The organism is Kitasatospora sp. NPDC032757 (assembly GCF_055579305.1).
Map to the genome: position 1 here is coordinate 391802 of NZ_JBVINN010000004.1, position 13690 is coordinate 405491.

The following is a 13690-nucleotide window of genomic DNA, read 5'->3' on the forward strand; positions in this document are numbered from 1 at the left end:
GCGGTGTCGCTGGAGATTTGGCGACAATCCGGTCATCGCGTAAGAGGTTTACCAAATCTTGACAACGCCCGTGGGCGGTCACTTCGCGTGATCGCCCACGGGTGTTTCGCTGGTGTTTCCGGCGGATTTCGCCGTCACGATTCCTTCATTTCGTCACTCAGGGTGCTCGACGGTCCATTTTCATGATCGTTGTCATTGGATGTTGGATTACCCGTCAGTAATGAACCCCTTGTGCTTCGCCCGGGATTCAAGCAGCATCGGCGACGCCCGGTCCCAGACTTCACCCCGCCGACAGCCGGTCGGCGGACGCAGCGAGGGATCCCCACCGGGCAAGCCGCCGGCCCCGGCCGTCGGCAGGGAGGGCAGGGGGGTATCCGCGGTCCCACGGCGGTTCCTGTCCTTCGATCCGGCCGCGCGGCCCGCGCGGTCGCTGGTTGTCGCTCGGGGGTGATCGCCGATGTCGTCGGTCCTGCCCGCCGCCCCGCCGGGGTGGTCGGTGAAGGGACGGGAGTGCCGCTGTGTGCCGGCCGCTCCCGCGTCCGACGACGCCCAAGGCGCTCTCCGCTACCGAGGACGTAGCTCTCTCCCATCCCAGGCCCCCACCGGTGCGGGACGCACCGCCGGGCGCCGGAGATGTACGTCCTAGAAGGAGGACTCGCATGTCCCAGACCTACGGCAAGACCCGCTGGAAGCGCTTCGCCCTGGTGATGGTGCCCGGCCTCGCCGCCACCGCCGCGGTCGGCGTCGCGATGGCGAACAACGCGCTGGCGGCTTCGTTCAGCGTCTCCGGCCAGAACTTCAAGGTCTCCACGCAGGAGCTGCACGGTACGAACTTCGCGCAGTTCGGTTCGATCGACGCCGAGTCCAACGGCACGCCGCACCCGGTCGCCGTCTCGGCGTTCGACGAGGCCACGATCAAGGGCCTGTGCCAGTCGGTGGTGACCGACCCGAACATCATCCCCGGCCTGCCGTGGAAGCTGCCGAAGATCACCCTGCGCCTCGAGGCCGGCCAGAGCGACGACGTCGCGAAGCAGGTCTCCGCGAAGAACCTGCTGATCGACCTCGACCAGCTGAGCGCGGACGCCACCTTCACCAACATCAACATCGGCCAGGACGCCTCCACCCTGAAGGGCAGCGCCACCCAGGGCTGGAAGTCCAAGCTCGGCACCGGCCTGCCCTCGGGCGGCACCGGCTTCGCCCAGGCCGCCGACAAGGCCGACCTGTCGAACGTGCAGCAGACCGCCTGGGCCACCTCGGCCGGCACCTTCAAGCTCCAGGGCCTGAAGCTCGCGCTGCACACCGACGGCGGGCACGAGTGCTTCTGAGTCGCTGACCGGCGGCGGGTCGTCCTGATCCGCCGCCGACCACGGCACCCGGGGGGTCGGGGGCGGCGCATGCGCCGCCCCGGGCCCTCCCCCTCCCGTTTTTCGCCTCGTTCACACCATCGAGGAGCTGCACCGTGTCCAGCGCCCTTGCCGAGCTGCGGCCCGCCGAGCACGAGAACACCGTCCACTGGGTGCTTCGGGTGTTCCGTCACTTCCGCCGGTCCCGCCCGTTCTGGGGCGGCCTCATGGCCATGATCGCCGGCGTCCCGATCATGTACTTCCCTTACGCCAAGCTGTCGTTGAACGGCATGACCGTCACCATGGCGACCACGGCCGGTGCCGGGTCATTGATCATCGGGGTCCTGCTGATCGTGCTGGGCCTGACCGCCTGGTTCCAGCCGGCCGTCCGCTTCTTCGCGGGCGTCGCCACCATGCTGCTGACGCTGGTCTCGATCCCGGTCTCCAACCTGTCCGGCTTCGGCATGGCGCTGCTGCCGGGCCTGATCGGCGGCGGGCTGATGCTCGCCTGGGCACCCAACCCGCCCGAGGAGGCCGCCGAGGCCGTCGCCACCGCCGAGTCGACCGCCACCGAGCCGGCCACCGCCACCGGGGCCCCGGGCGAAGCGGCCACGGTCATTGCTCCCGTCGCCCCCGCCGTGGAGGCCGCCACCGCTCCGCTGCCGGCCGTGCCGGGCCAGGGCGGCCCGTCGGCCCCGGCCCAGCGCAGCGCCCCGAAGCACGCCGGCGACCCCGAGGAGGCCCGGTGACCGCGCCACAGGGCCAGCCGGACCAGCAGGGCCAGCCGGACCAGCAGGGCCACCAGGACCGCCCGGCCCTGCCGGAGCAGCGCTCCGGACGGCACGCGGCGCGCCGCGTGCCGGTGCGGGTCCGGCTGAGAGGCCGCGCGCTGGCGATGGCCGCGGTGCCGACCGCACTGCTGATGGCCGCCACCTACACGCCGAACGCGGCGATCGCCGAGACCGCCGCCGGCAAGCCGTGTGCGACGGCGCCGGACGCCGCCCCGCAGCCACCGGTCGTGGCGGAGACGCCGGTGCCCAAGAGCGAGCTGCCCCCGCCGCTGCCCGGTCCGTCCGTGCCGCTCCCGGAGAGCCCGGCGGCCGCGGCGACGAGCACGCCCACGACCGTCCCGACGACCCCGGCCGTCCCCACGACCGCGGCGACCACACCGGCCCAGGCGCCCGCGTCGACGCCGGCCGGTGCCCCCGTGCGGTCTGCGGCCACCGGCACCTCCGGCGGGGTGGTCCAGGCGGGCCTGATCGGCGACATCGTCGGCGGGATCACCAACCTGATCCACCCGAGCGGTTCGCCGAGCCCGTCGGCCTCGGCCGGCACTGCGAGCCAGGCCCCGGCCGCGACGACCGCGCCCGCCGCGGGCAACCGCGCGGTGGCCCCGGCCGCCCCGGTCGCGGGTACCCAGGCGCCGGCCGCGGGCGCCCAGGCACCCGCCGCGCCCGCGCCGTCCACCGCAGCCCCGGCGCCCAAGACCGCCCCGTCGGGTGCGTCGAGCCCGTCGGCCGCCGCCCCGGCGAGCGGCCGGGCGAGCACGGCCGCCAAGCCGTCCGCCGGCGCCAAGGCCTCCGGTGCGGCCACGCCGTCCGGCTCGGCGACGCCGTCCGGCTCCTCCTCGCCGAGTGCCGACCCGAACTGCCTGGTGCCGATGAAGGGCCTCGCGGCCGGGAGCGGGGCGGACAACCCGATCCTGGTGCCGGACCAGAACTGGACCCTGCAGACCAGCCGGCTGACCCTGAACCACGCCGTCCTGATGGGCGTGGTCAAGGTCCAGACGCCGACCACCACCAAGCGCGTGCTGAAGTTCGTGGTCGACAGCGTGGACATCGAGAACCTCGACATGTCGACGCTCGAGGGCAACGGCAAGACCTTCCACGTGAAGGGCGCGCCCGGCTCGGTCTCCACCATGCGCCAGGGGCCGGTCACGATGTACGTCGAGCGGATGTCCGGCCACCTGTCCCAGGTGCTCGGCATCCCGATCCCGATCGACCTGGGCGAGCTCACCCTCACCCCGGACGGGCCGCTGCCGCAGTGGCTGTACGACCTGATCGGCAAGCTGGAGATCCCGCTCTGGATGCAGATGACCGGTGTCACCGCGGTCCAGTCCGGCCAGTTCGGCGGCACGCTGAAGATCCCCGGCATGCAGCTCTACAACGACGACAAGCCGTACGTCGGCAACAAGTAGGCCCGGCGGACATGCCCGTGGGGCGGCACCTCCTCGACGGAGGGACCGCCCCACGGGCGTTTTCCGGGGCCTTACTCGCTCCGGGTGCCCAGGTGGTGCACCTGGACCATGTTGGTGTTGCCGGGGATGCCGGGCGGGGAGCCGGCGGTGACGATGACGGTGTCGCCCTCGTTCAGCTCGCCGATGCGGAGCAGCTCGCCGTCGACCTGGGCCACCATCGCGTCGGTCGAGCCGACCTGCTCGGTGACGTGCGCCTCGACGCCCCAGCTCAGCGAGAGCTGGTTGCGGGTGGCGTTGTCCGGGGTGAACGCGATCACCGGGATCGGCGAGCGGTACCGGGAGAGCCGGCGCGCGGTGTCACCGGACTTGGTGAACGCGACCAGGGCCTTGCCGTTGAGGAAGTCGCCCAGCTCGCACGCGGCGCGGGCGATGGAACCGCCCTGGGTGCGCGGCTTGCGGCCCGGGTTGAGCGGCTGGAGGCCCTGCGAGAGCAGCTCCTCCTCGGCCTTCTCGGCGATCCGGCTCATGGTGCGCACGGTCTCGACCGGGTACTTGCCGACGCTGGACTCGGCGGAGAGCATCACCGCGTCGGTGCCGTCCAGGATGGCGTTGGCGACGTCGGAGACCTCGGCGCGGGTCGGGCGCGAGGCGTGGATCATCGACTCCATCATCTGGGTGGCGACGATGACCGGCTTCGCGTTGCGGCGGGCCAGGGTGATCAGCTGCTTCTGGACCAGCGGCACCCGCTCCAGCGGGTACTCGACGGCCAGGTCGCCGCGGGCCACCATGATGGCGTCGAAGGCGAGGACGATCTCCTCCATGGCCTCGACGGCCTGCGGCTTCTCGATCTTGGCGATGACCGGCACGCGGATGCCGACCTCGTCCATGACCGCGTGGACGTCCTTGATGTCGGCCGCGTTGCGGACGAAGGAGAGGGCGACCATGTCGACGCCCAGCGCCAGCGCGAAGCGCAGGTCGTCCTTGTCCTTCTCGGACAGGGCGGGCACGTTCACGGCCGCGCCGGGCAGGTTGATGCCCTTGTTGTTCGAGAGCACGCCGCCCTCGACGACGACGGTCTTCACGCGGGGGCCGTCGACGCTGACGACCTCCAGGGCGATGACGCCGTCGTTGATCAGGATCGGGTCGCCGGGCTTGACGTCGCCGGGCAGGCCCTTGTAGGTGGTTCCGCAGATGTGCTGGTCACCGGGGACGTCCTCGGTGGTGATGGTGAACTCGTCGCCGTTGTCGACGGTCACCGGGCCGTTGGCGAAGGTCGCCAGACGGATCTTGGGACCCTGGAGGTCGGCCAGGACGCCGATGGCCTTGCCGGTGTCCTCCGAGACCTGGCGGACCTTGCGGTACCGCTCCTCGTGGTCCGCGTGGGTGCCGTGGCTCATGTTCAGTCGGGCGACGTTCATGCCCGCCTCGACGATGGCCTTCAGCTGTTCGTAGGAGTCCGTCGCGGGACCCAGGGTGCAGACAATTTTCGCTCGGCGCATATCGATCAGTCTATCCGTTCGTGTTATAGGTGCATTCGGCACGAAACGTGAGGAATCGCCGACGAAGGATCCCGAGGACCGAGACGACGGGGTGTCAGTACCCGGACTTCACCGGCCGGGCTGCCGGTGCACCAGGGCGAAGGCCTGTCGCGCGATCTCCAGCTCCTCGTCGGTGGGCACCACGGCGACCGCCACCCGGGAGTACGCGGGCGAGATGATCCGCGCCTCGCCGGAGCGCACCGGGTTCAGCTCGGGGTCCACCGCGATGCCCAGCTCCTCCAGTCCGGCGGTGGCCGCCGCCCGCACCGGCGCCGCGTTCTCGCCGACACCCGCCGTGAAGGCGATCGCGTCCACCCGGCCCAGGATCGCGTAGTAGCCGCCGATGTACTTGCGCAGCCGGTGGATGTACGTGTCGAACGCCAGCCGCGCGTCGGCGTCGCCCTCCTCCGCGCGGCGCATGATCTCGCGCATGTCGTTGTCGCCGCACAGGCCCAGCAGGCCGCTGCGGCGGTTGAGCAGGCTGTCGATCTCGTCGATCGAGAGGCCGCCGACCCGGTGCAGGTGGAACACCACGCCCGCGTCGATGTCACCCGAACGAGTGCCCATGACGAGGCCTTCCAGCGGAGTGAGGCCCATCGAGGTCTCCACGCACCGGCCGCCGGCGACCGCCGAGGCGGAGGCGCCGTTGCCCAGGTGCAGCACGATCACGTTGACCTCGGCCGGGTCCTTGCCGAGCAGCCGGGCGGTGGCCCGCGAGACGTACTGGTGCGAGGTGCCGTGGAAGCCGTAGCGGCGCACCCGGTGCTCGTCCGCGACGGCCCTGTCCATGGCGTACCGGGCCGCGTACTCCGGCATGGAGGCGTGGAAGGCGGTGTCGAAGACGGCCACCTGCGGCAGGTCCGGGCGCAGCGCGCGGGCCACCTCGATGCCGGTGATGTTCGCCGGGTTGTGCAGCGGGGCGACCGGGATCAGCCGGCGGATCTCCCGGAGCACCTCGTCGGTGATCACGGTCGGTTCGGTGAACCGCAGGCCGCCGTGGACCACCCGGTGGCCGATCGCCGCCAGCTCGGGGGAGTCCAGCCCGACGCCGTCGGCGGCCAGCTCCTCGGCGACGGCCTTCAGGGCGGCGGAGTGGTCGGGGAAGACCTGGGCGGACTCCCGCCTCTCGCCGGCGCGCGGGGTGTGCAGCAGCCGGCCGCCCGCCTCGCCGATCCGCTCGACCAGGCCGGAGGCGAGCCGGGCGCCGTCCAGCATGTCGATCAGCTGGTACTTCACCGACGACGAGCCGGCGTTCAGGACGAGAACACGCGTGCCTTCACTCACCGTTGGACTCCTTGCGCTCCTGCGACTGGATGGCGGTGATCGCGACCGTGTTGACGATGTCCTCGACCAGCGCGCCGCGCGACAGGTCGTTGACGGGCTTGCGCAGGCCCTGGAGGACCGGGCCGACCGCCACCGCGCCGGCCGAGCGCTGGACCGCCTTGTACGTGTTGTTGCCGGTGTTGAGGTCCGGGAAGATCAGCACGGTGGCCCGGCCGGCCACCGGCGAGCCGGGCAGCTTGGTGGCCGCCACGTGCGTGTCCACCGCCGCGTCGTACTGGATCGGGCCCTCGACCAGGATGTCCGGCCGCAGCCGGCGGACGATCTCGGTGGCCTTGCGGACCTTGTCGACGTCCGCGCCGGAGCCCGAGGTGCCGGTCGAGTAGGAGAGCATCGCGACCCGCGGCTCGACGCCGAACTGGGCGGCGGTGGCGGCGGACTGGATGGCGATGTCGGCCAGCTGCTGGGCGTCCGGGTCGGGGTTGACCGCGCAGTCGCCGTAGACCAGCACCCGGTCGGCCAGGCACATGAAGAAGACGCTCGACACGATGGCCGCGCCCGGCGAGGTCTTGATCACCTCGAAGGCGGGCCGGATGGTCGCGGCGGTGGAGTGCACCGCGCCGGAGACCATGCCGTCGGCGATGCCCTCCTGGACCATCAGGGTGCCGAAGTAGCTGACGTCGGTCACCACGTCCAGCGCCAGCTCGACGGTCATGCCCTTGTGCGCGCGCAGCCGGGCGTACAGCTCGGCGAACTGGCGGCGCAGCGGGCTGGTGGCCGGGTCGACGATCCGGACCTGGGCGCGGTCGGCGGCCGGGTCTCCCCCGGCCCGGCGGCCGGGAGGTGCCCCCTCCGCGGGGAGGCCGATGCCGAGCGCGGCGGCCTTGCGGCGGACGGCGTCCACCTCGCCGAGCAGGGTGAGGTCGCAGATGTTGCGGCGGAGCAGGATCTCTGCGGCCCGCAGCACCCGCTCCTCGGTGCCCTCGGGCAGGACGACGTGCCGACGTGCCGATCGGGCCCGCTCCAGCAGCTCGTGCTCGAACATCATCGGGGTCACCCGCTCGGACCGGCCGACCTCGATCCGGGTGGTCAACTCGGCGGTGTCCACGTGCAGTTCGAAGAGGCCGAGGGCGATCTCGGCCTTTCTCGGGCTGGCCGCGGAGAGCTTTCCCTCCAGGTGGGTGAGGGCGGCGGCGGTGATCCAGCTGCCCTCGGGGACGACCGCGACGGGGGTACCGGGGGCGAGCCGGGCGGCCAGCGCCATCACGTTCGGGCCGGGGTGCTGGCCGAGCGTCAGCAGCACGCCGGCGATCGGCGGGGCGCCGGCGGCGTGCGCGGCCAGCGAGCCGATCACCAGGTCGGCGCGGTCCCCGGGGGTGACGACCAGGGCGCCTTCGGTCAGCGCGTCCAGGAAGGTCGGCAGCATGGCGCCGCCGAAGACGAAGCCGCGGACGTCCCGGGCCAGGCCGGCCGCGTCGCCGATGAGCACCTCCGCGCCGGTGGCCTCGACCAGCTGCGCGACGGTCGGCGCGGCCAGCGCCGGCTCCTCGGGGATCACGTACGCGGGGATCGGCAGCTTCTCGGTGAGCGTGCGCTGGATCGGCTGCTTGGCGCCGGGGGCGACCCGGTTGGCGATCATCGCCAGGGTCTCGCAGCCGAGGTCGGTGTACGCGCGGTGGGCGTTGCGGACCTCGGCGATCACGGCCTTGGCGTCCTCGGCGTGCCCGCCGACCACCGGGATGACGGCGGCGCCGAACTCGTTGGCGAGCCGGGCGTTGAAGGCCAGCTCGTCCGGGATGTTGGTGTCCGCGAAGTCCGTGCCCAGCACCAGCACGGCCTGGCAGCGCCGCTCCAGTGCGCGGAACCGGTCGACCAGGGTGGAGACCAGCTCGTCCTGCCCGTGGGCGGCCTGGAGCGCGGCCGCCTCCTCGTAGGTGAGCCCGTACAGCCCGGCCGGCGGCAGGTCCAGCCGGTAGCGGGTGCGGAGCAGCTCGACCACGTGGTCCGAGCCCGCTTCGCCGGGCGCGTGCGCGTGCACCAGCGGGCGGAACACCCCGACCCGGTCCACCTGGCGGGTGAGCAGTTCCATGACCCCGAGTTCGACCGCCTGCCGGCCGTCCCCCCGGTTGATCCCGGTCACGTACACGCTGCGCGCCACGGCGGCTGTCTCCGTCCCGTTGTCTCAGACAGTGGTCATGTCGACCATACCTTCGCATCGCGAACGCCCGTTCGCGAGCAGAGCCGACCGCCGGGGGCAAGGGACGAAGGTCACCGTGGGGCGGGGCCGGAGGCCGGGATCAGGTGTTGTCCGGGCCGTCGAACTCCACCGTGACGGCCTCCGGGCGCTCGGTGATGTAGAGCTCGGTCACGCGTTTGTCCAGAAGCCAGCCGTGCGGGTGGCACAGGCTGTTCCTCGGGCCCGCCGTCCAGCCGTCGGCGGCGAGCCCGGCGCGCAGCCGGCGGGCGATCTCGGCGGCCGGTAGGCCTTCGGTGCTGCCGATGGAGAGGTCCCGGATGCAGGCGTGCAGGCTGCAGCTGCGGTCGGGGCCGGAGTCGCTCTCGATGGTCAGACCGGGAGGTAGTCGGAGTTCGGCCAGGCTCGGGGAGAACGGCTCGAACTGTGCCGCCGAGTAGAGGAAGGCGATGACGGCCCCGATCAGCGCCTGGGCGGTGAGCGCGATGGACGCGGCAGCCTCGCGGTGGTGGGCATGGTCCTTCGGCCGCGGCCCGCGCAGCAGCCGTTCGGCCAGCGCGCCCACCGCGATCACCAGGGCCGCCGCGTACGGGTACCCGGCCTCCGCCTCGGCTGTGGCGCGGCTGAAGAACCACTCGTACTCCAGGCCGACGAGCACGGTCGCAAGCCCTGCCAGGACGGTGAGGACCGCCACCCCGACCACCCGGGTACGCGTCAGCACCGCCCAGCAGACGAGCGGCAGCAGGACGTAGACCCACCCCAGAACCGTGAACACGCGCAAGGCCCCCCGCCTGCTGATGATCAGTCTCGGGCGGGGAGCCTAGGGGCGGCCGTGGCCGGACGCAATGGTCCGGCCACGACCGGTGTGCCGCGGCGCCGGTCGGGCCGGTCAGGCCGGGCGGAGCCAGAGGGTGGCGAGCGGGGGGAGGATCAGTTCGGCGCTGCGGGGCTGGCCGTTCCACTCGACGGGCTCGGCCTTCACCGGGCGGGAGTTGCCGATGCCGGCGCCGCCGTAGGTCTCGGCGTCGGTGTTGAGCACCTCCTCCCAGAGCTGTTCGCGGCCGTCGAGGGCGGGCAGGCCGACCCGGTGGCCGTGGCGGACGACGGGGGAGAAGTTGCAGACCGCGACCAGCGGGGTGCCGTCGGCGGCGTAGCGGACGAACGAGAGCAGGTTGTCCTCGGCGGCGCCGCCGTCGAGCCAGCGGAAGCCGTCGGGGGTGGTGTCCAGCTCCCAGAGCGCGGGCGCGTCGAGGTACTGCCGGTTGAGGTCGCGGACGAGGCGGCGGACGCCGAGGTGGTCGCCGGCGGCCGGCCACTCCTTGTCGAGGACCCACCACTGCGGGCCGTGCTCGTGGTCCCACTCGGCGCCCTCGGCGAACTCCTGCCCCATGAAGAGGAGTTGCTTGCCGGGGTGGGCCCACATGAAGCCGAGGTAGGCGCGGTGGTTGGCGCGCTGCTGCCACCAGTCGCCGGGCATCTTGGCGACCAGCGCCTGCTTGCCGTGCACCACCTCGTCGTGCGAGATCGGCAGGACGTAGTTCTCCGAGTAGGCGTACACCATCGAGAAGGTGATCTCGTTGTGGTGGTACTTGCGGTGCACCGGCTCCTTGGACATGTAGACCAGCGAGTCGTGCATCCAGCCCATGTTCCACTTCAGCCCGAAGCCGAGGCCACCGCTGTCGGTGGGCCGGGTGACGCCGTCCCACGCGGTGGACTCCTCGGCGATGGTGACGACGCCGGGGCAGCGGCGGTAGACGGTGGCGTTCATCTCCTGGAGGAACGCGGCGGCGTCCAGGTTCTCCCGGCCGCCGTACTGGTTGGGCGTCCACTCGCCGCCCTCGCGGGAGTAGTCGAGGTAGAGCATCGAGGCGACGGCGTCCACCCGCAGGCCGTCGATGTGGAACTCCTCGCACCAGTACACGGCGTTGGCGACCAGGAAGTTGCGCACCTCCGTGCGGCCGTAGTCGAACTCCAGGGTGCCCCAGTCGGGGTGTTCGGCGCGCAGCGGGTCGGCGGGCTCGTACAGCGGCTCGCCGTCGAAGCGGGCGAGGGCGAAGTCGTCCTTGGGGAAGTGCGCGGGCACCCAGTCGACGATGACGCCGATGCCGTGCCGGTGCAGGGTGTCCACCAGGTACCGGAAGTCGTCGGGGCCGCCGAGCCGGGCGGTGGGGGCGTAGTAGCCGGAGACCTGGTAGCCCCAGGAGCCACCGAACGGGTGCTCCATGACCGGCATGAGCTCCACGTGGGTGAAGTTCAACTCCTTGAGGTAGCCGGGGAGTTCCTCGGCGATCGCACGGTAGGAGGTGAGGTCGGGCCGCCAGGACGGCAGGTGCAGCTCGTACACCGACATCGGCGCCCGGTGGTGTGCGGCGCGGGCCCGGCGGGCCATCCAGTCGCCGTCCTCCCAGCAGTACGAGGAGGAGGTGACCACCGAGGCGGTGCCGGGCGGGCACTGGGCGGCCCGGGCGAGCGGGTCGGCCTTGTCGAGCACCCAGCCCTGCCGGGTGTGGATCTCGTACTTGTACTGGGTGCCCTCGGCCAGGCCCGGCACGAACAGCTCCCAGATGCCGGAGGAGCCGAGCGAGCGCATCGGGTGCCCGGTGCCGTCCCAGTGGTTGAAGTCCCCGATCAGCCGGACGCCGGCCGCGTTCGGCGCCCAGACCGCGAAGGCGGTGCCGTGCACGCCTTCGACGATGCGCACGTGCGAGCCGAGCGCCCGCCAGAGCTGCTCGTGCCGGCCCTCGGAGATCAGGTGGAGGTCCAGCTCGCCGAGGGTGGGCGGGATGCGGTAGCCGTCGTACTGGGCGATCGGCTCGCCGCCGGCGTACGTCACCAGGAGCCGGTAGTCGGCCGGGCCGCACTGGTAGAGCTCGGCGCCGGCCAGCAGGCCGGTGAAGAGGCCGCCCTGCTGGTGGGTGAGTTCGGCCGGGCCGTGCGCGGTCTCCACGACGACGCGCTCGGCGAACGGGCGCAGCACCCGGATCGCGGTGCCGCCGTGCACCGGGTGGGCCCCGAGGAGGGCGTGCGGGTCGTGGTGCTGCCCGCCGACCAGCCGGTCCACCTCGGAGGGCGGCAGCGGCGCCTCGGGCAGCCGCAGGACGCCGCCGGGCACGCTGCTCGGCGCACCGCCGGGCGCATCGTCCGGCGAGGGGGTAGGGGCGGGGTGCGCCGCCGCGCGCGGCTCGGCCCGTCGGGGCGCCGCGGGCTCGCGCTGGGGGGAGTCCGCGTCCGCCAGGAAGGTGGCGGGCACGTTGCGGGTGGTGCGGCCGGGCGGGTCGAGCGGCGTCACGGCTGGTCCTCCTGCGGAATCGGGGTGGCCGCGGGAACGTCGGCGGCGGGGTGGGTCCGCTCCGGGTGCGGGAGCGGGGCAGGGCGGGAGCGGGGCGGGAACGGGGCAGGGCGGAGCGGGTCGGCGGCGGGTCGGCGGGGAGCAGGTGGGCAACGGAGCAGGTGGGCAACGGCGGATCGGCGGGGAGGGAGCGGGTCGGCGGCGGGGCGGGAGGTCAGACGGTGAGGGCGAGCCGGTTGATCGCGGCGAGCGGGATCGGCAGCCAGCCGGGCCGGTGCCGGGCCTCGTACACCACCTCGTAGACCGCCTTGTCGATCTCCAGCGCGCGCATCAGCTCCGGCGAGGCGGCCGGGTCGGTGCCCCCTCCGGCGGTGTAGCCGGCGCAGAACGCGGTGCGGTTGCGCTGCGCCCAGGCGGCGGCCAGGTGGGCCAGCTCCGGGTCGTGCGGGCCGCCGGCCAGCAGGTGGGCGGCGGCGTAGTCGAAGGACCGGAGCATCGCGGCGACGTCCCGCAGCGCGGTCTGCGGCTCGCGCCGCTCGGCGACGGACTTGGCGGGCTCGCCCTCGAAGTCCAGCAGCACCCAGCCGTGCGGGGTGCGCATGGCCTGGCCGAGGTGCAGGTCGCCGTGGATCCGCTGGACCGGCATGCCGTCCGGGTGGGCGTCGGCGAGCTGCTGGAAGGCGGTGCGCAGCGCGGCGCGGTAGCGCATCAGCCCGGGGACGACGGCCACCGCGCTGTCGAGCCGCTCGGCCATTGCGGTGGCCAGCTGCCGGGTCTGGGTGCGGTCCAGCCGGGCGACCGGCATCGAGCGGGCCAGCACCCGGTGCACCTCGGCGGTGGCCCGGCCGAGCCGGTGCGCCTCGATGGCGAAGTTGCCGGGCGACGGGTCGCCCTTGAGCCGGCCGACCTGGTCGAGTGCCAGCTCCCAGCCGTCCTCGGCCTCCGGCAGGTAGCGCTGGAGCAGTCCGAGGGTGGCCGGTTCGGCGCGTTCCAGCCGGCTCTCGAACCAGGCGGCGACGCGGGGGATCCGGGTGGAGCCGGCCCGGGAGAGGGCCAGCGAGAGCTCCAGGTCGGGGTTGGTGCCGGGGTGGATGCGGCGGAACAGCTTGAGAATGTACGAGGTGCCGTAGATGACCGAGCTGTTGGACTGCTCAGCGGTGGAGGCGCGCCCGGGCAGGCTGGCGGGCAGTCCGGAGCCGGGGGTGCGGCGGAACGACAGCGAGCCGAACCGGTCGCCGGTGGCCAGGTGTTCGAGCAGCCGCCCGGTCAGCTCGGGGTCGTGCACCGCGTCGTAGAGCGCCGCGCCGTCGTAGGGGCCCTGGGTGAGCCGGCCGAGCACCGCGGTGGGCTCGATGCCGGCGGGGCCCTGGGAGCGGATGCCGAGCAGCAGCTGGTAGATGTCCCCCTGCGGCGCGCCGGCGGTGGTGGCGTGCTCGACCCGCAGCAGCAGGTGGAGCAGGGCCGGGTCGCCGACCTGGAGCGGGGTGCCGACCACCGGGGTGAGGCCGGTGATGGGCCGTCCCTTTCCGGCGTACCAGCGCTGGGTGGGGAGCCACTCGGCGATCAGCGGCAGGGCTGCCTGGACGAGCTCGCTGACCCCCAGAGCGGTTCTCCGGGCCCCGGTACCGCGGGTGCCCACCGGCGCGGGGCCGGCGGGGGTGTCGCGGTGCACATGGGCTTGAGAACGGGAGGTTTCGGACATGACTCCCTTTCCCCGGAAGCGGGCGGACTGCCCGACGGGTCTGGCCGGGTCCGTCAGTCTTCCGGATTTCGGCGGCGCGGCGGCGACGGCACGCGAGCGGTGCTCAGGTGTCACGCCTTCGTGTGGGTGGCCGTTGGGCTGTTCTC

9 protein-coding genes are annotated in these 13690 nt (G+C 72.8%); 3 read left to right on the forward strand and 6 right to left on the reverse strand.

Going from position 1 to position 13690, the window contains the following annotated elements; all coding sequences use genetic code 11:
* Positions 1-659: 659 nt before the first annotated feature.
* From ACZ5WK_RS09410 to ACZ5WK_RS09420, 3 genes are all read left to right on the forward strand, one after another.
* A complete protein-coding gene (locus ACZ5WK_RS09410) occupies positions 660-1325 on the forward strand; it encodes a DUF6230 family protein (RefSeq protein WP_396320879.1) in 666 nt (221 codons plus the stop codon).
* Positions 1326-1459: 134 nt separating this feature from the next.
* Complete coding sequence (locus ACZ5WK_RS09415) at positions 1460-2092, forward strand: DUF6114 domain-containing protein (protein WP_465546491.1); 633 nt, start codon at positions 1460-1462, stop codon at positions 2090-2092.
* Complete coding sequence (locus tag ACZ5WK_RS09420) at positions 2089-3540, forward strand: hypothetical protein (RefSeq protein ID WP_465546492.1); 1452 nt, start codon at positions 2089-2091, stop codon at positions 3538-3540. The genes ACZ5WK_RS09415 and ACZ5WK_RS09420 overlap by 4 nt, the downstream gene beginning before the upstream one ends.
* 71 nt (positions 3541-3611) lie before the next feature.
* Here the strand turns inward: ACZ5WK_RS09420 and pyk are convergent, their stop codons facing one another.
* The 6 genes from pyk to ACZ5WK_RS09450 all read right to left on the reverse strand — a co-directional run bounded on the left by pyk (position 3612) and on the right by ACZ5WK_RS09450 (position 13544).
* A complete protein-coding gene (pyk, locus tag ACZ5WK_RS09425) occupies positions 3612-5039 on the reverse strand; it encodes a pyruvate kinase (protein WP_396320882.1) in 1428 nt (475 codons plus the stop codon).
* A gap of 108 nt (positions 5040-5147) precedes the next feature.
* Positions 5148-6362: an acetate kinase gene (locus ACZ5WK_RS09430; protein ID WP_465546494.1), complete on the reverse strand. Its 1215-nt coding sequence runs from the start codon at positions 6360-6362 to the stop codon at positions 5148-5150.
* Positions 6355-8517 carry a phosphate acetyltransferase gene (gene pta, locus ACZ5WK_RS09435; protein WP_465546496.1) on the reverse strand — a complete coding sequence of 721 codons (2163 nt, stop codon included), beginning with the start codon at positions 8515-8517 and terminating at the stop codon, positions 6355-6357. Before pta ends, ACZ5WK_RS09430 begins: the two co-directional genes overlap by 8 nt.
* A gap of 139 nt (positions 8518-8656) precedes the next feature.
* Entirely contained in the window at positions 8657-9328 is a 672-nt protein-coding gene (locus tag ACZ5WK_RS09440; protein ID WP_465546498.1) for a hypothetical protein, read from the reverse strand.
* A 114-nt stretch (positions 9329-9442) separates the two neighbouring features.
* Entirely contained in the window at positions 9443-11842 is a 2400-nt protein-coding gene (gene glgB / locus ACZ5WK_RS09445; protein WP_465546500.1) for a 1,4-alpha-glucan branching enzyme, read from the reverse strand.
* A gap of 214 nt (positions 11843-12056) precedes the next feature.
* Positions 12057-13544, reverse strand: coding sequence for a maltokinase N-terminal cap-like domain-containing protein (locus ACZ5WK_RS09450; RefSeq protein ID WP_465546502.1), 1488 nt, complete (start codon positions 13542-13544; stop codon positions 12057-12059).
* Between the last annotated feature and the right edge of the window lie 146 nt (positions 13545-13690).

Excerpts from the sequence above, each read along its gene's own strand:
- ACZ5WK_RS09410 (WP_396320879.1), top strand. The coding sequence starts at position 660 with ATGTCCCAGACCTACGGCAAGACCCGCTGGAAGCGCTTCGCCCTGGTG.
- pyk (WP_396320882.1), bottom strand. The coding sequence starts at position 5,039 with ATGCGCCGAGCGAAAATTGTCTGCACCCTGGGTCCCGCGACGGACTCC.
- ACZ5WK_RS09450 (WP_465546502.1), bottom strand. The coding sequence starts at position 13,544 with ATGTCCGAAACCTCCCGTTCTCAAGCCCATGTGCACCGCGACACCCCC.